This is a genomic window from Micromonospora sp. DT47, from assembly GCF_049844475.1.
Lineage (GTDB): Bacteria > Actinomycetota > Actinomycetes > Mycobacteriales > Micromonosporaceae > Micromonospora.
The window spans coordinates 250240-265351 of the sequence record NZ_JBNCLC010000009.1 but is presented as its reverse complement, the minus strand read 5'-3'; the positions used below and the strand labels follow the sequence as shown (position 1 = coordinate 265351).

13 protein-coding genes are annotated in these 15112 nt (G+C 69.6%); 10 read left to right on the top strand and 3 right to left on the bottom strand.

Translation table 11 applies throughout. The features are described 5' to 3' along the window. Positions 1-54: 54 nt before the first annotated feature. Both ACLQ2U_RS17030 and ACLQ2U_RS17025 read right to left on the bottom strand, forming a co-directional pair. Positions 55-699: a GNAT family N-acetyltransferase gene (locus tag ACLQ2U_RS17030; protein ID WP_425751624.1), complete on the bottom strand. Its 645-nt coding sequence runs from the start codon at positions 697-699 to the stop codon at positions 55-57. An 822-nt stretch (positions 700-1521) separates the two neighbouring features. Further along, positions 1522-3408, bottom strand: a complete 1887-nt coding sequence (locus ACLQ2U_RS17025) for a glycoside hydrolase family 15 protein (RefSeq protein WP_425751623.1) — start codon at positions 3406-3408, stop codon at positions 1522-1524. A 79-nt stretch (positions 3409-3487) separates the two neighbouring features. On the opposite strand from ACLQ2U_RS17025, the gene ACLQ2U_RS17020 reads away from it, so the two are divergent. The 5 genes from ACLQ2U_RS17020 to ACLQ2U_RS17000 all read left to right on the top strand — a co-directional run bounded on the left by ACLQ2U_RS17020 (position 3488) and on the right by ACLQ2U_RS17000 (position 8056). Continuing rightward, positions 3488-3940 (top strand): hypothetical protein, encoded by a 453-nt coding sequence (locus ACLQ2U_RS17020; protein WP_425751622.1) that lies wholly within the window; start codon positions 3488-3490, stop codon positions 3938-3940. Then, a complete protein-coding gene (locus ACLQ2U_RS17015; protein WP_425751621.1) occupies positions 3937-4182 on the top strand; it encodes a hypothetical protein in 246 nt (81 codons plus the stop codon). The genes ACLQ2U_RS17020 and ACLQ2U_RS17015 overlap by 4 nt, the downstream gene beginning before the upstream one ends. Before the next feature lie 68 nt (positions 4183-4250). Continuing rightward, positions 4251-5468 carry an AI-2E family transporter gene (locus tag ACLQ2U_RS17010; RefSeq protein ID WP_425751620.1) on the top strand — a complete coding sequence of 406 codons (1218 nt, stop codon included), beginning with the start codon at positions 4251-4253 and terminating at the stop codon, positions 5466-5468. Positions 5469-5490: 22 nt separating this feature from the next. Further along, a complete protein-coding gene (locus tag ACLQ2U_RS17005) occupies positions 5491-6678 on the top strand; it encodes a low temperature requirement protein A (protein WP_425751619.1) in 1188 nt (395 codons plus the stop codon). A 217-nt stretch (positions 6679-6895) separates the two neighbouring features. Next, a complete protein-coding gene (locus ACLQ2U_RS17000) occupies positions 6896-8056 on the top strand; it encodes an FUSC family protein (protein WP_425751618.1) in 1161 nt (386 codons plus the stop codon). A gap of 39 nt (positions 8057-8095) precedes the next feature. Here ACLQ2U_RS17000 and ACLQ2U_RS16995 read toward each other — a convergent pair whose 3' ends face one another. Further along, a complete protein-coding gene (locus tag ACLQ2U_RS16995; protein ID WP_425751617.1) occupies positions 8096-8743 on the bottom strand; it encodes a TetR/AcrR family transcriptional regulator in 648 nt (215 codons plus the stop codon). A gap of 142 nt (positions 8744-8885) precedes the next feature. On the opposite strand from ACLQ2U_RS16995, the gene ACLQ2U_RS16990 reads away from it, so the two are divergent. The 5 genes from ACLQ2U_RS16990 to ACLQ2U_RS16970 are packed head-to-tail and all read left to right on the top strand — an operon-like array spanning position 8886 to position 14722. Beyond that, positions 8886-10019: a VOC family protein gene (locus tag ACLQ2U_RS16990; protein ID WP_425751616.1), complete on the top strand. Its 1134-nt coding sequence runs from the start codon at positions 8886-8888 to the stop codon at positions 10017-10019. After that, positions 10016-10951: a fumarylacetoacetate hydrolase family protein gene (locus ACLQ2U_RS16985; RefSeq protein ID WP_425751615.1), complete on the top strand. Its 936-nt coding sequence runs from the start codon at positions 10016-10018 to the stop codon at positions 10949-10951. The genes ACLQ2U_RS16990 and ACLQ2U_RS16985 overlap by 4 nt, the downstream gene beginning before the upstream one ends. After that, entirely contained in the window at positions 10951-12834 is a 1884-nt protein-coding gene (locus ACLQ2U_RS16980; RefSeq protein WP_425751614.1) for an acyl-CoA synthetase, read from the top strand. Before ACLQ2U_RS16985 ends, ACLQ2U_RS16980 begins: the two co-directional genes overlap by 1 nt. After that, a complete protein-coding gene (locus ACLQ2U_RS16975) occupies positions 12831-13187 on the top strand; it encodes a DoxX family protein (protein WP_425751613.1) in 357 nt (118 codons plus the stop codon). The genes ACLQ2U_RS16980 and ACLQ2U_RS16975 overlap by 4 nt, the downstream gene beginning before the upstream one ends. Next, on the top strand, positions 13184-14722 hold the full coding sequence (locus ACLQ2U_RS16970) for a bifunctional 3-(3-hydroxy-phenyl)propionate/3-hydroxycinnamic acid hydroxylase (RefSeq protein WP_425751612.1): 1539 nt from the start codon (positions 13184-13186) through the stop codon (positions 14720-14722). Before ACLQ2U_RS16975 ends, ACLQ2U_RS16970 begins: the two co-directional genes overlap by 4 nt. Positions 14723-15112: the final 390 nt, after the last annotated feature.

Below are 15112 nucleotides of genomic sequence, written 5' to 3'. Positions count from 1 at the left end.
CGCGCCCGCCTTGGGGCCCGCTCTCGCGGGCCCTTCGTGCATCTGGCGGCCGGTTCAGTTCCAACACCACGGCTCGGGCCCAGCTGTGCTCCGGTGGCTAGCGGTTGGCCGTCGACGCCAGCGGGTGAACAGTTGCTCACCGGGCTCGTGGTGGATGTCGACCGGCAGGTTCAGTCGAGCCAGGTCGATGCCGGCGCCCGGCGGCAGCACGGTGAATCCGCGGCGACCGTAGTAGCTATCCAGCCCGGACCAGGCCGGGAACTGCCCGTACAGCAGCAGCCAATCCAGCTGGTGGTAGAGCTGTACGGCACGACGCAGCAGTACGTCGCCGATCCCGAGACCCCTGGCGGTCGGGGCGACGGCCAGGCCTCGTATCTTGGCGACCTTCGTCGAGGCGACCAGCGCGAGCGGGAGCGGCACGCCAGCGGCTGCCCCTTCCGACAGCACGTTGCCGGGTGGCACCGCCTGCAGGGAACCGTGCAGTTGCCCACTGGGGCTCTCGGCGACCAGCACGGTGACCAGTCCGATCATCGCGTCCTGCGGCCGGCCAGCGGCGGCGGCCTCGGCTAGCGGGCGCAGCCTCTGCGACGTGCCCGGCCGCAGCCCTGTCAGGATGGTGGTGGCGACAGTCCCGGCTTCGATGGTCTCTTCCAGCTCCTGGTCGAGGCTGAGCTCGGCGAGGGCGAGGAGATCCCGCACGATGCACCAGACGGTGAACCGGCGCCAGTCGCCGCTGACGCTCGTCGCGTAGATGCGGGTACGGACTCCCGGATACGCCGGCGGGCCGACTCCGAGAGCTGTTCATTTGGATCGACGGAGTCGACCGGCTGACCACTCCCCCGCGCCTCAATCTCATTCACGAGTAGCAACCTCATCGTGAATGAGCACCATGGATGGCCAACCGAGCGTCGGCGTGTCGCCCGTCGTACTACTCGGACACCTCCAACCCGTGCTACGCCGCACTTAAGCCGCCGCCAGGCCGCAGTTGCACCCGACGCGACGCGGCCCGGCAGCTCGACCATCAAGGTTTCGGTGGACCCTCTGCTGCCGGCGCGAGCCGCTCGCCCTTTCCGGCGCTCCAGGCCCTCATGATCGCCTCCGGGCGGCCCCAGACCCAGGGCCGGCTCGGACTCTACAGTCGGAGCCCAGTGCGCATCGAGAAGCTCGAGCACGAGAGGTGATGGTATTGCGCGGTTTGCCAGTTCGGTCGCGCTCCAGTCGCTGGTTGACCGCCTTGTGTTCGTGGCAGTCGCTAGCGCCATGCGAGTGCGTAGTCCTGGGGCCGCCTCTCGCGGCTGATGTGAATTTTCGACCAAAGTGGATCCGGATCAGGTGCGTCGTCACGTGACGTTCCCTCAGCCTCGCGTGCACACGCCGCAAGGTACTCCGGCCATGGTCCGAGCGCTACTCGACCGCAGCCCGCGATCGACGACGCCCTTCACCCAAGGTTTTCGACGCTGTGTTCACCGCCGAGGGCATCGAGATGATCCGGACTCCGCCGCAGGTACCTTGGACGAGTCTTCACGGACGCGGTGAATCTCGCTCGACCAGGGTTTCGAGCGGAGCGCGACACGGTGCCGGTGCAGCGTCCATGAGTTGATCGAGGGTCATCGCGGCCTTGATCAGTGCGAGGTGGCTGAAGGCTTGGGGAAAGTTGCCGACTTGCTCGCCGGTCGGGCCGATCTCCTCTGCGAAAAGACCGAGGCGGGTGCTGTAGGTGAGCATCTTCTCGAAGGTGATCAGCGCGTCGTCCAGACGTCCCGAGCGGGCCAGGGCTTCGACGTACCAGAAGGTGCACATGCTGAAGGTGCCTTCGTTGCCGGCCAGGCCGTCGGGCGATGCGGTGGGGTTGTACCGGTAGACGAGGCTGTCCGAGACGAGTTCGCCGCCCATCGCCCGCAGTGTGGACTGCCACATCGGATCGTCGGGCGCGATGAACCCCACGCTCGGCATCATGAGCAGCGCCGCGTCCAGGACGTCGCTGTCGTAGTGCTGCACAAACGCCCGGCGTGCGGGGTGGTAACCCCGGTTCATGATCTGGTGGTAGATCCGGCTGCGCTCGGTGCTCCAGCGGTCGATTTCGCCGGGTACCCCGTACCGCTGAGCGAGGCGGATGGCCCGGTCGACAGCCACCCAGGACATGACGCGGCCGAAGGTGAAGTCCTGGCGGCCGCCCCGGGTCTCCCAGATCCCTTCATCGGGTCTGTCCCAGTGCTCGCAGAGCCAGTCGATGGACTTCACGGTGTTGAGCCACGCCTGATAGGAGCTGCGCAGTCCATACGAGTCGGCGAAGTGGATGGCGCTCAGCGCTTCGCCGTAAATATCAAGCTGGAGCTGGTCGGCAGCGGCGTTGCCGATCCGCACCGGGCGGGAGCGTCGATAGCCCTCGAGGTGATCGAGGAGTTCCTCGTCGAGGGCGGTCGAGCCGTCGACGCGGTACAGGTGGTGCAGCGGCGTCGCACGGCCGGCCGCCTCGCAGATCCGATCGTTGAGCCACAGCAGGTATCGGCGCGCTTCCTCGGTGAAGCCGAGACCGAGCAGGGCGTAGACCGAAGCTGAGGCGTCGCGGATCCAGGCGTAGCGGTAGTCCCAGTTTCGCGTCCCGCCGATCTGCTCCGGCAGGCCTGCGGTCGGAGCGGCGATCAGGGCGCCGGTCGGCGCGTACGTGAGGAGTTTCAGCGTCAGGGCGGAGCGCTCCACCGCATCCCGCCACCGTCCGCGATAGCAGGAGCCGCTGAGCCAGGCCCGCCAATAGTCCCGGGTCTGCTCGTACATAGCCCGTATTTCCTCAGGCCCGATGAGCCGGGGTCGCTCACCCGAGCCGGTTTCGACGAGGGCCCCGCTGGTGGCACCCTCGCGAAGGGTGGCGAAGGCGCGCACCCCGTCGCCGTCGCGTTCGATCTCGACTTCGTCCGGGCGCTGGTCGGCGTGGCGGACCCGATGCACCGTCATACTGAGCGTCGGGCTGCGGAAAACGACGCCGTCGGCGTACATCTCGATTTCGTGCCGGTCGCGCCCATAGTTGAATCGCGGCTGGCAATCGATCCGGAACCGTATGGTGCCCCGAACCACGCTGATGAGCCGAACGAGGCGATGACGATCGGTCGGCGTATCGCCGGCGACCGGCATGAAGTCGATGACCTCACCCACGCCGTCGGACGTCAGGAAACGAGTGATCAGGATCGGTGTCCCCGGCAGGTACAACTGCTCCTTTCTGACGTAGTCGGCGCCATCGGGTGCGATACGGAAATGCCCGCCCCTTTTGTGGTCGAGCAGTCCGGCGAACAGGCTGGGCGAGTCGAACCGCGGCGCGCAGAACCAGTCAAGGGTGCCGTCGTCCGCGATCAGCGCCGCTGTCTGCAGGTCCCCGATCAGGCCATGTGACTCGACGATCGGATACGACTCCACTCACCGGCCTCCTGCCAGGACTCCTGCAACTGCTCTCACCGTAAGTGCTGGCGGAAGCTCAGCGGCGCACATTGGCGACGTGCTGCGTCTGCTCGATCCGGCGGTGGGCGCGCCCGGCGCGATCCGGGCCGAGAAGCTCATGGCCGGGGTCAGGGAACTGCTCGACGGCGTACGCATCGAACAGCTGCCCATGCCCTTCACGGCGGTAGCGACCGACCTGCTGGCCCGGCGAGCCGTGTGGTTTCAGCACGGCCCGGTGGACGTCGCCGTGCGGGTCTCCATCGCGCTGCCACCCGCCATCACACCGGTCATGATCAACGGCCGGCTCCTCGCCGACGGCGGCCTGATGGAGCCGCTGCCGATGGCACCGACCACCATCGTGCCGGCCGACGCGGTCGTCGCCGTGTCCCTCAAGAGTGCCCGCGCCAACACCCATCCCGTGGCGGCTGTGCGGGAATCGGCCGACCCGCACCCGGGCCACGGTGGGGAAAGCACCCGGGGAGCCGCGCCTTCGAATCCACCGGTCAAGTGATCGACGACGGCATGCTTGGCAAACTCCCCGCCGACCTGCGCGCACCTGATGTCATGAGCCTGTCGTTGGAGGCCGTCGGGGATCTCCTCATCCGCTACCGGTTGGCCGGCTACCCGCCGGACCTGCTGATCGAGGTACCGACGGACGCCGTCCGGACGCACGAGTTCCACCGCGCGACCGAGATGATCGAAGTCGGACGGCGGGCAGCGCTCGACGCCCTCGCGTCGAGCCCGTTCACCTGACGGCACGCCCAGAGATCGAAACTGCTCCGATGGTGTTTCGTTTGTTTCGCGGAGGGTAGCCGCGCCCGATGGGCAACGCCGACGACCGGTCCACGGCCCGCCAGGCGCTGATTGTCATCGGTCTGGTCCTCGCCACCCTGGTCGGGCTGGCGTTGGTGTGGGAGACCCGGCGGGTGTTGATCTGGGTGGTGGTGGCCGCGTTCTTCGCGGTGGCCCTGAATCCCCTGGTGGACCGGGTGCAACGACGGTTCGTCCGGCGTCGGGCGGCGGCTACGCTGTTGGTGTTCCTGGCCGCCTTCGTGGCCCTCGCCGCGCTCGGCGTGCTGATCGTGGTGCCCCTGCTGGACGAGCTGGCCCGGTTCGCCGACCGGGCGCCGGAACTGTTGCGCGAGGCGCGGGCCGGGCGCGGGCCGGTCGGTGAGCTGCTGGAGCGGTTCCACCTGCGGCGGCACGCCGAGGCCCATGTCGACCAGATCCAGCGCTTCGGCGGCCAACTCGGCCGGTCGACGGTCGGCCTGGTCCGTGGGGCGGTTCAGGGCGTCGCCGGAGTGTTGACCGTGGTTGTGCTGGCGTACCTGATGGTGGTGCAGGGGCCGCGGATGACCGCCGGGACGCTGGCCCTGGCCGGTGGCGCCCGAGCGGAGCCGCTGCGCCGCATCGGCCGGGAGTCGGCGCGCACGATCACCGGCTACCTGAGCGGCAACCTGCTGATCAGCCTGATCTGCGGCCTGCTGACCTTCGTGGTGCTCGCGCTCACCGGCGTGCCGTTCGCCGCCGCGATCGCGCTGTTGGTCGCCATCGCCGACCTGATCCCGCTGGTGGGGGCGACTCTCGGCGCCATCATCGCGGGCGGCGCCGGCTTCCTGCACTCCCCGACCGCCGGGGTGGTCGTGCTGGTCTTCTTCGTGGTCTACCAGCAGGTCGAGAACCACCTGCTGCAACCGGTCATCATGTCCCACGCGGTTCAGCTCAACCCGCTGACCGTGCTGGTCAGCGTGCTGATCGCCGCCGAGCTGGGCGGCCTCGTGGGAGCCGTGCTGGCCATCCCGGCGGCCGGCATCGCGCGAATTCTGCTGCGTGAGTTCGTGCCCGCCGTCCGGCAGGCCGGCTCCGTGCCAGCCGAGGCCGACCCCGGAGACCGCACGAGGGGACCTGCACCGCCTGAGCGGCCTCGGTCAGGGCGGCCCGGACCAGCCGGCGGGCGACCACCCGGGGGACGACGCGACGGCCTGCGGCCGGCACCCGGTGACCGGGACCAGCCACCGGCCGGCGAACGACCAGGCTGACCGATCAAGGCGGGGGCGACCGATGACGACGGGTAAGTTCGGGGCACTGCTGCGAAGACCCGGCCAGGCGCGGCCGGCATTCCTGGAACTGTTCTTCGACCTGGTGTTCGTCCTCGCATTCTTTCGGCTCTCGCAGCAGCTGCTGGAGCATCTGAGCTGGACTGGCGCGTTCCAGACACTGGTGTTGCTGCTCCCCGTGTTGCATGTCTGGTCCTATACGGCGAGGTTTACGAACCTGTTCGACCTGCGGCATCCGCTGATACAGCTGCTGGTCCTGCTGACCATGTTCGGCGCCCTCGTGATGGCGGCTGCGGCACCTGAGGCGTTCGGCCACAAGGGCCTGGTGTTCGCAGGCGCGTACGTCACCGTCCGGGTTGGTGTGGTCGCTGGCGGGGTGTTTCTGTTGCGTGGCCACGAGGGGCAGCGCAACGCGGTGCGGCTACTGTTCTGGGTCGGCATGGCTGCGGTGCCATGGATCGCCGGAGCGCTCCTACCCGGCTGGGCGCGTGGAGCGTTGTGGATGACGGCGGCGGCCGTGGAGTACGTGGGGATCGCACTCGGCTTCCCCACGCCGAGGCTGGGCCGCGCCGGTACGCGTCGCCGAGCCGACATCGTGGTCGCCGAAGAGCACATGGCCGAGCGGTACCAGCAGTTCTTCATCATCGCGCTCGGCGAGCCCATCCTGGTGGCCGGACTGACGTTCGGAAGCGGCGAGTTCGGGGCGGACCGCAGCGCCGCGACCCTACTGGCGTTCGGCACCACGGCACTGCTGTGGCGCATCTACATCCACCGCGCCGGAGCACTGCTGGCCGACGCCATCGCGGCGACCAACAACCCACGCCGCGTTGCGATCCTGACGATCTACTCCCACGTGATCATGATCGCCGGCATCGTCGCCATCGCAGTCGGCGACGAACTCATCATCACGCACCCGTTCGGACACCCGGACCCGGCCTGGATCGTCGTCATCCTCGGCGGACCCGCCCTGTTCCTCGCCGGACGAGCCACCTTCGAGTACGCGGTGTTCGGCCGCGTGTCCCCACCCCGCGTGATCGGCGCACTCGCCCTCCTCGCCCTCACCCCAGCAATGAAGCCGGCACCGCCGCTCGCGGTAGCCACCACCGCCGCCTTCATCCTCGCCGGCGTCGCCGTAGCCGACACGCTCCGCACTCGAAGACTCCCATCCGAGCAGCCGTCACCACCTGGTTAGCCGCTTCCGGACGGGCAGACGATCTACGGCCACCTGTGCCCGGCGCGACCGCAACGGCTCGGGGTAAGTCACCGTGGCTAGCTGAGGGGGTCGTAACGCCGCAAACCTGCCCGGCGTCGCCGAAGGCGTAGCCATGGGAGCGGATGCAACCGAAATCGCCTCGGCCGGGGGGGCACGGGCCGCAGGTTTGTGAGGCCCGGGCGGGGTAACCCTCGCCATGGCTGACCGGGGAAGCCTGTCTCGCCCCAACGCCGCTTCCGGGCACGCCAAGGACTTGACGGCGAAGGTCCGGCGTCGCGGTGGTGAGGCAGGCCGGCTGAGGCTGCGGCTGTTCACGATCATCCTGTTCATCGCAGCTCAATGTGGGCTTGCCGCGACGTTGTCCTGGGGGCTGGCGCACGAAGTCCTGGGTCGCCCCGCACCGATCTTCGCGCCCAGCGCGGCCGTCGGCACGATCGTCGCCGCCCTCGGGCAGCGCGCCTTACGTACCGCCGAGCTGATGCTCGGCGTGGGGCTGGGCCTGCTTGTCAGTGATCTTCTCATCCGCTCTCTCGGGTTCGGGCCCTGGCAGATCGGCCTGGTGGTGATGCTGGCCATCGCCGTCGCCCTGTTGATGACCGGGCGCAGCGGTGCGCTGGTCGCTCAGTCGGGCAGTACCGCTGTGCTGATCGCCACGATCTCCCATGTGGAGCAGGGCCTCGAATGGGCGCGGGTCATTGACGCGGGCGTGGGCGGCGCCATCGGCCTGGCGGTGGTGGCGTTGCTGCTACCGATCAACCCGATGCGCATTCTCGACCGCGCCACCGCACCGGTCGCCGCGACCCTCCACACGCAGCTTCGAGAGGTTGCACACGCACTCGCCCGGCGTGACCCGGACCGCGCGATACGGGCGCTGGATCAGCTGAGCGGAATGGAACCCGATCTCGCCCGGATGCACGAGGCCCTGAGTGGCGCCCAGGAGGTAACGACCATTGCCCCGGCGCGCTGGCGACGCCGGGTCGATGTCGAGCACTACCGGCGCGGCATCGAGCACATCGATCGGGTGATCCTCGGGTGCCGGGCGCTGGCCCGCTGGGCCGCGACCACGCTGCAGTACGACGAGCCGGTGCCGGAGGAACTCCCCGGCGCCATGGATAGGTTCGCCGAGGCAATCCAGTTGCTGAGGCGGGAGGCGCGGGCGGGTGGGCCGTTCGACCAGACCCGCAACGCGGTGTTGGACGGGGCGTGCCTGGCCGGCCAGGCGTACCACAAGGGCCTCAAGCCCTTCTCGGATGCCATCGTGATCCAGCTGCGCACCATGGCGAGTGACCTGCTCCGCGCGACCGGGTACGAGCCGGAGACGGCCAACCGGATGGTGCGCGAGGCGGCCACTGCCTAGGATCGGCCGGCGGCCCGCTCGGGCGGATGGACATCGGTCTTACGGGCGGACACCGTCGAGCGCGGGTAAGGGCCGCAGGCAGATCTCGTGCGCATCGTCGGGCGGTAGACCGAGCGCGCGCAGCAGGTCCTCGGTGACCCGGTCGGTTGCTGCGGCGTCGTCGCGCTCGGGGTGGTCGTGCAGCAGTTGCCCGAGAACCAGCGCGGCGCCGGCAATGATCACCATCGCCAACTCGGGGTCGCGTACGCTGAACCGCCCGGCACGGACGCCGTCTTCGATGTCGCGCAGGGCTCGCGGCGCGAGTCCCTTGTCGGAACCAGCCAGGGCCAGGCCGTTGCTGAGCAGCACCTTGCTCAGCTCGGGACTCCGGCGATGGAGACGTCCGGTCAGCCGGAAGCTCTGCGCGAAGACATGGGCCGGGTCGTCCAAGCCCACTGTCAGCTCGTCGAGCAGGGCGCCGTAGCGCTCGAGGGCGTCCTCCACCGCGGCCTGGTAGAGCTGCTCCCTGCTGTCGAAGTGGTTGTAGAACGACCCCATCCCCACGTCCGCGGCCTGAGTGAGCTCGAGGATCGGGACGTTCTGCTTGCCGGCCGCGATGAAGGTCTGGGCGGCGCGAACGAGCGCCGATCGGGTGTGCGCTTTCCGCCGTTCCAGGCGGTTCGGGGCGTGCCTGGTCTGTTGCGCCATGCCTACTTGTTCACCTCTCCCAGGTCGATCTGCGCCCACTTTAACCCGGGCGGGTTTCAGAGATGACGGAATCGTCAGCCGGTCTTGACTGACGCTACTCTCGTAAGTGACGATTTCGTCATCGCCTGGAAAGGAGCGTGACATGATCGACCGGCACGACCCACACACCGGCCTGCACAGCGAGCAGGGTGCGTTGCCGGGCGAGCACCCCGGGCGGGCGCGCAACCCGGTCGTCAAGGTGCACGACCTGGCCTGGCTGGAGTTCCAGAAGCCCGATCTGGAGCGGGCCGAGGTCTTCGCCCGGGCCTTCGGCTTCACGACGTCGCTGCGCGGTCAGGACGAGCTGCACCTGCGGGGCACCGACCCCGGTTCCCCCTGCGTGCTCATCCGCCGGGGCCCCCGGTCCCGGTTCATCGGTCCCGCGTTCAGGGCTGCCGAGCCGAACGACGTGCTGCGGCTGGCGGACGCGACCGGGCGGACCATGGCCAGCCTGCCGGAGAGCCTGGGCGGGGTGACGGTGGACCTGGTCGACCCGAGCGGGACGCGGGTCCGCGTGGTCGCGGACACGCACGAACTCCCCGCGCTGCCCACGCAGCAGCCACTGACCTTCAACGTTGGGCACGACGTGGCGCGGGCGAACGCCACCCAGCGGCCGCCGCGGGAGCCGGCCAAGGTGCAGCGGCTCGGTCATGTCGTGCTGCAGACGACCAGGTACCTGGAGACGCTCAACTGGTATCTCGAGCACCTGGGCCTGATCGTCAGCGACTTCCTCTACCACCAGGGACAGCGCGAGCGCGGCCCGACCATGAGCTTCATCCGCTGCGACCGCGGCAACACGCCCACCGACCACCACACGCTCGCCATGACGCTCGGCCCGGCCAACCGGTACGTGCACTCGGCATACCAGGTCTCCGACCTCGACTCGCTCGCCGCCGGCGGGGAGTACCTGCTCGACGGGGGCTACCAGCGGTCCTGGGGGATCGGCCGGCACATCCAGGGCAGCCAGATCTTCGACTACTGGCGCGACCCGGACGACTTTCTGGTCGAGCACTTCACCGACGGCGACCTGTTCGACTGCACGCTCGAGCCGGGCTGGGCACCGATGAGCGCCTCCGGGCTCGCCCAGTGGGGTCCGCCCGCCACCAAGGATTTTCTCGGCATGAGACCCGGCCGGGAATCGCTTCGCGAGCTGCGCGCGGTCATCAGCGCGCTGCGCGAGGAAAACGAATTCGACCTCCACCGCCTCCGCGGCCTGATGAAAGCGTTCACCTCATGACCACCTCCGTCCTGCGCACCGCCGACGCCTGGTGGGTGCTCACCCCCACCGGCGCCGCCAAGGTGCACACCAGCGCCACCACCACCGGGGAACTGCTGGCCGACCGGCCGGCGATCGTCGCGGCCGCGACGAGCAGCGACACCGTTCCGGTGGACGACCTTGCGCTGGTCTCCCCGGTGACGGCGCCCTGCCGCGTCGTCGCCCAGATGACGAACTTCGCCTCGCACGTCAAGGACACCAACGGCAATCCCGAGACCGTCCCCCTGACCTTCTTCCGCAAGACGTCGGGCTCGGTCAGCGGTCCCTTTGCCGACGTGGTCCGTCCCACCCACGTGACGCTGCTGGACTACGAGGTGGAGATCGGGCTGGTCTTCGGCCGCGAGATGCCCGTCGGCACGACCGTCACCGCGGACAACCTCGCCGACTACGTCGCGGGCCTGGTGGTCACCAACGACATCTCGGCACGCGACGTCCAGCTGCCCAAGACCCAGTTCTACGAGGCCAAGTCCTACCCGACGTTCACCCCGGTCGGCCCCGCGCTGGTGCTGCTCGACGCCGACGAACTCAAGCGGTTCACCGACCTGCGGCTGAAGCTGTGGGTCAACGGCGAACTCCGGCAGAACATGACCGCCGCCGACATGATCTACCTGCCGGTCCAGGCGCTGCAGGCGCTGACCCGCTTCCAGCGAGTCGACCCCGGCGACCTGCTGCTGACCGGCACGCCCGTCGGGACGGCCCTGAGCGCACCGCCGAAGCCGGTCGAGATCATCGCCTCGCTGCTGCCGCCCGCGGTGAAGTGGAAGATGTTCTTCAAGGGCCAGGCCCGCAACCCCAGGTACCTCAAGGACGGCGACGTCGTCGAGGCCACCATCGCCACCGACGACGGCGCGATCGACCTGGGCCGGCAGCGCACGGTCGTGAGGTACGCCTGATGACCGAGGACCTGCTGTGGCCGGACTACGCCACGCCCACCGACCTGGCCACGATCGAGGCCGTGCCGCTGGAGGCGCGGGGCCTGCCCGAGTCGACGTACGCGCTGCTGTCGCGGGCGGCGACGCACTGGCCGGACCGCGCGGCCATCACCGTCCTGCCGGACGCCGCCCGCTGGCGTGAGCCGCTGCGCCGTACCTTCGCCGAACTCCTGGCCGACGTCCACCGGGTTGCGAACCTGTTCCACGACCTCGGGGTGCGGCGGAATGACGCGGTCGCCCTGATGTCGCCCAACTGCGCCGAGCTGATCACCGCGACGCTGGCCGCGCAGCTCGCCGGGATCGCGGCGCCGCTGGGCGGCGGCCTGTCGCGGCAGCACCTCGCCGAGCTCCTCCGGCGCTCCGGTGCCCGCGTGCTGGTCACGGCCGGGACCGAGCTCGCGCCGGACATGTGGGACACCGCGCAGGCGCTCGCCCGCGGCGGCCTGCTCGACGCGATCCTCGTGCTCCGACCCACCGGAGCGGCGGACGCGCCCCAGCAGCTGCCGGCCATCGACGGCGTACGCGTCGGCTACCTCGGCGAGCTTGCCGCAGCGAAGGACCCGTCCGCCTTCGGCGGTGAGCTGCCTCGATCCGCCGACCTGGCCGCGATGTTCCACACCGGTGGCACCACTGGCGCGCCGAAGCTGGCCGCGCACACGCACGCCAACGAGGTCGCCGACGCGTGGATGCTGGCCGCCAGCTCCCTGTTCGACGAGCAGACCGTGGTCTTCGCGGCCCTCCCGCTGTTCCACGTGAACGCGCTCGTCGTCACCCTGCTGGCGCCCCTGTTCAAGGGACAGACCGTGGTGTGGGCCGGTCCATCGGGCTACCGCGACCCCGCACTGTTCGGCGCGTTCTGGAAGATCGTCGAGCACTACCGGATCGCCGCCATGAGCGCAGTGCCCACCGTGTACGCCGTACTGGCGCAGGTCCCGATCGACGCCGACATCAGCAGCCTGCGGTTTCCGATGGTGGGGGCCTCGCCGCTGCCCACCGCGGTCCGGGACAACTTTCAGGCCCACACCGGGATAACCCTGGTCGAGGGCTTCGGGCTTACCGAGGCGACGTGCGCGAGCGCACGTACCTTCCCCGACGCGTCGCGGCCGGGCTCGGTCGGGCAGCGCCTGCCCTACCAGCGGGTGCGGGTGGTCGCCGCGGACGGCACGTGGGAAGACCGACCCGTCGGCGCGACCGGCGTGCTGGCCGTCAGCGGCCCGACAGTCTTCCCCGGCTACGTCACCGACCGGGACGAGAACGGCCCCGTCCTCGACGGACTCGGCAAGCTGGTCGACGGCTGGCTGGACACCGGGGACCTCGCACGCATCGACGAGGACGGCTTCGTCTACCTCGCCGGCCGGGCCAAGGACCTCATCATCCGCGGCGGGCACAACATCGACCCCGCAATCATCGAGGACACGCTGCTGGCCCACCCGCAGGTCACGGCGGCCAGCGCGGTCGGGCGCCCCGACGTCCACGCCGGCGAGGTACCGGTCGCCTACGTCACCCTCGCGCCCGGCGCCACCGTGACGGAGGACGAGCTGCGCGACTGGGCAAGCGACCGGGTGCCCGACCGCACCGCCGCGCCCAAGACCGTGACGGTTCTCGACGAACTGCCCGTCACCGGCGTGGGCAAGCTGTACAAGCTCGCCCTGCGCAGGGACGCCGCCCGCGAGGAACTCCGTACCGCGCTCGACCAGATCGCCGGAATACAGGACATCGAGGCCGCGATCGAGGGTAGCTCCATCGTGGCCACTGTGAAAGTTCATCCCTCTGCCCAGGAGGAGGTCGTCAAGGCGATCCTGGGCCGGTATGCCATTGAATGGCGATTGGTGGTTGTGTCATGACGCTCGCTTCGGCCATCCTCGCGGTGCTGCTCGCGCTGATCTTCTCCGTCCTGGGCACGGCCAAGATCCTGGCCCTGCAACCGATGCGTGCGCTGGCCGCGGAGGCCGGTTTTGCTGTCGCGGCCTATCGCCGCATCGGCCTGCTCGAGGTCGCCGCGGTGATCGGGCTGCTCATCGGCCTGTTCCAACCGCTGATTGGCATCCTCGCCGGTGCCGGGCTGCTCCTCCTGCTCGGCGGAGCCCTGGTCGTGCACCTGCGCAAGGGAGACGGCCCGCGCAAGTACGCCCCAGCCGTCGTCTGCGGAATCCTGGTCGCCACCTACCTCGTTCTTCAGGTGCTGGCCACACAATGAGCATCGTTCCGGTAGTGATCGTCGGCGCAGGCCCCACCGGGCTCACCGCCGCGACGCTTCTCGCCCAGCACGGCGTGGAGTGCCTGATCCTCGACCGGTGGGAGTCGGTCTATTCCCTGCCCCGCGCCGTCGCCCTCGACGACGAGGTCCACCGCATCCTGGCGCGCCTCGGGCTCCGGGACGAGTTCGCCGCCATCTCCAGGCCACACCGGGGCCTGCGACTGGTCGACCGGACCATGCGGGTGCTGGCCGAGTTCCAGCGCGACGTGGCGCCGGGCCGGCACGGCTACCCGCAGGGGAGCATGTTCGACCAGCCGGAGCTGGAGGCGATCCTCCGCCGAAATCTCACGAAGTACGGCAGCGCCACCCTGCGCGGCAGCACCGAGGTCACCGCGCTGGCCCAGGACGCCGACGGCGTACGGCTCGACGTCACCGACACGGCCACCGGCGAGCACCAGGTCGTCCGCGCGGCGTACGTCCTGGGTTGCGACGGCGCCAACAGCCTGACGAGGGCCGCGATCGGCGCCAGCATGCAGGATCTGGGGTTCACGCAACGCTGGCTCGTCGTCGATGTGGTCACCAAGGCCGAACTCGGCCAGTGGGAAGGCGTGCACCAGCTCTCCGACCGGGCCCGCGCCGGCACGTACATGCGGGTCGGGAAGACCCGCTACCGCTGGGAGTTCCGGCTGGCGCCCGGTGAAACCGCCGACGACTTCCGCGACATGACCCGGCTGCATCCGTTGATCTCGCGATGGACGGGGAACATCCCCGCCGGGGAGCTGGAGGTCGTCCGTGCGGCCGAATACACCTTTCGCGCGCAGGTCGCCGACCGGTGGCGCGACCGCCGGGTGTTCCTGCTCGGCGACGCCGCCCACCTCACCCCGCCGTTCATCGGCCAGGGCATGGGTGCCGGGCTGCGCGACGCGATGAACCTCGCCTGGAAACTCGCCGGCGTGCTCGACGGGTCCCTGCCCGAGACCGTGCTCGGCACCTACCAGATCGAACGCAAGCACCACGCCCGCGCCATGATCAGGCTGGCGAAGGTGATCGGCACCGCGATGACGGCCGGCGGCAGAGTGGGCGACATCATCCGCCGCGCGGTGGCGCCACGGCTGCATCTCGTGCCTGGCCTCACGGACCTGGCTACGGACAGTGAGACACCCGCGCTGCGCCGGTCCGCTCTGGTGCTGCGGCCACGTCTGCGCCGCGCCCTCGCGGGCCGACTGTGCCCGAACGCCGTCCTCGACGGTGAGCGCCGCCTCGACGACGTGGCCGCGGGGCGCTTCGTGATCGTCACGTCCACCGAGCCGCCCGCCACCCTACAAGCAGACATCGAACGGCGCGGAGCAGTTTTCATCACTGCGCGGCCCGGAAGCGAACTACACCGATGGCTGAGAAACGGCCGCGCCCACGCAGCAATCGTCCGCCCGGACGGCACCGTCCTCAGTGCCGGCCGCGACCTGTCCGCGTTCTCCACCGTCCTGCCCGGCTTCAATGGGAACCTCTCCCGCCCCACGACCAACACCGGCGGGTAGCCGTCAGACATCAGCGGTGTGCCAGGGGTACGGCCCCTCAAGGGCCTGGCACGACGTCACAGCCGGCCGGACCGGCCCCGGACGACGACCAGCCACCAGCGCCGTCTTCGCGGTGAGGACGCGGCCCCGCGCCAGCGTTGCCAGCAACATCAGGAGCGGGACACTCCATCGACCAGGGCGCATGAGGCGTTTGTGCGTGTGGAGGGGCAGGTGTTTCGATCCGGCCCCCCAACCAGGATGAAGTGGTCCGGCCCCAAGCCCTTCCGCGGCGGCATCCTGCGTTTCGCGTGCCGGTAGACCGAGGTGGCGGTTCGCGCCAGGCAAACCGGACAACCCTCTACTGACATCCAGTGGCAGATGCCGGGACGTCGAGGGGTCACTCAACAGGCA

Coding starts and splice junctions, on each gene's coding strand:
- ACLQ2U_RS17010 (WP_425751620.1), top strand. CDS start 4,251: ATGGGCAACGCCGACGACCGGTCCACGGCCCGCCAGGCGCTGATTGTC.
- ACLQ2U_RS17005 (WP_425751619.1), top strand. CDS start 5,491: ATGACGACGGGTAAGTTCGGGGCACTGCTGCGAAGACCCGGCCAGGCG.
- ACLQ2U_RS17000 (WP_425751618.1), top strand. CDS start 6,896: ATGGCTGACCGGGGAAGCCTGTCTCGCCCCAACGCCGCTTCCGGGCAC.
- ACLQ2U_RS16995 (WP_425751617.1), bottom strand. CDS start 8,743: ATGGCGCAACAGACCAGGCACGCCCCGAACCGCCTGGAACGGCGGAAA.
- ACLQ2U_RS16990 (WP_425751616.1), top strand. CDS start 8,886: ATGATCGACCGGCACGACCCACACACCGGCCTGCACAGCGAGCAGGGT.
- ACLQ2U_RS16985 (WP_425751615.1), top strand. CDS start 10,016: ATGACCACCTCCGTCCTGCGCACCGCCGACGCCTGGTGGGTGCTCACC.
- ACLQ2U_RS16980 (WP_425751614.1), top strand. CDS start 10,951: ATGACCGAGGACCTGCTGTGGCCGGACTACGCCACGCCCACCGACCTG.
- ACLQ2U_RS16975 (WP_425751613.1), top strand. CDS start 12,831: ATGACGCTCGCTTCGGCCATCCTCGCGGTGCTGCTCGCGCTGATCTTC.
- ACLQ2U_RS16970 (WP_425751612.1), top strand. CDS start 13,184: ATGAGCATCGTTCCGGTAGTGATCGTCGGCGCAGGCCCCACCGGGCTC.